Consider the following 518-nt stretch of genomic DNA (forward strand, 5'->3'; position numbering starts at 1 on the left):
AAAGACTTTCTGATTTGGCAAAATACCGCGACCCCACCCACCGAGTTTCCCGATGAAGCAGATGACCTTCGCCGACGCCGAGTACGCTGGCAAGCGCAAGCAAACCCGCAAGGAGTTGTTCCTGATCGAGATGGATCGGGTGGTGCCGTGGAAGGGCTTGATTGCTTTGATCGAGCCACATTATCCGAAAGGTGAAGGTGGCCGTCCGGCCTACCCGTTGATGGCGATGCTGCGTGTGCATCTGCTGCAGAACTGGTTCGGCTACAGCGATCCAGCGATGGAGGAAGCGCTGTACGAAACCACGATCCTGCGCCAGTTTGCCGGGCTGAACCTGGAGCGCATCCCCGACGAAACCACCATTCTCAACTTCCGCCGCTTGCTGGAGAAACACGAGCTGGCGGCCGGCATCCTCGCTGTCATCAATGGCTATCTGGGCGACCGCGGCCTGTCGCTGCGCCAGGGCACCATCGTCGATGCAACGCTGATCAATGCGCCCAGTTCGACCAAGAACAAGGACG

At 59.1% G+C, this 518-nt stretch carries 1 pseudogene; it reads left to right on the forward strand.

What is annotated here, in order from left to right:
• Positions 1-52: 52 nt before the first annotated feature.
• Positions 53-518, forward strand: a pseudogene (locus RU87_RS09525) (IS5-like element ISPst7 family transposase); the annotation flags it as partial.

It is taken from the genome of Pseudolactococcus plantarum (assembly GCF_002441715.1).
Lineage (GTDB): Bacteria > Bacillota > Bacilli > Lactobacillales > Streptococcaceae > Pseudolactococcus > Pseudolactococcus plantarum.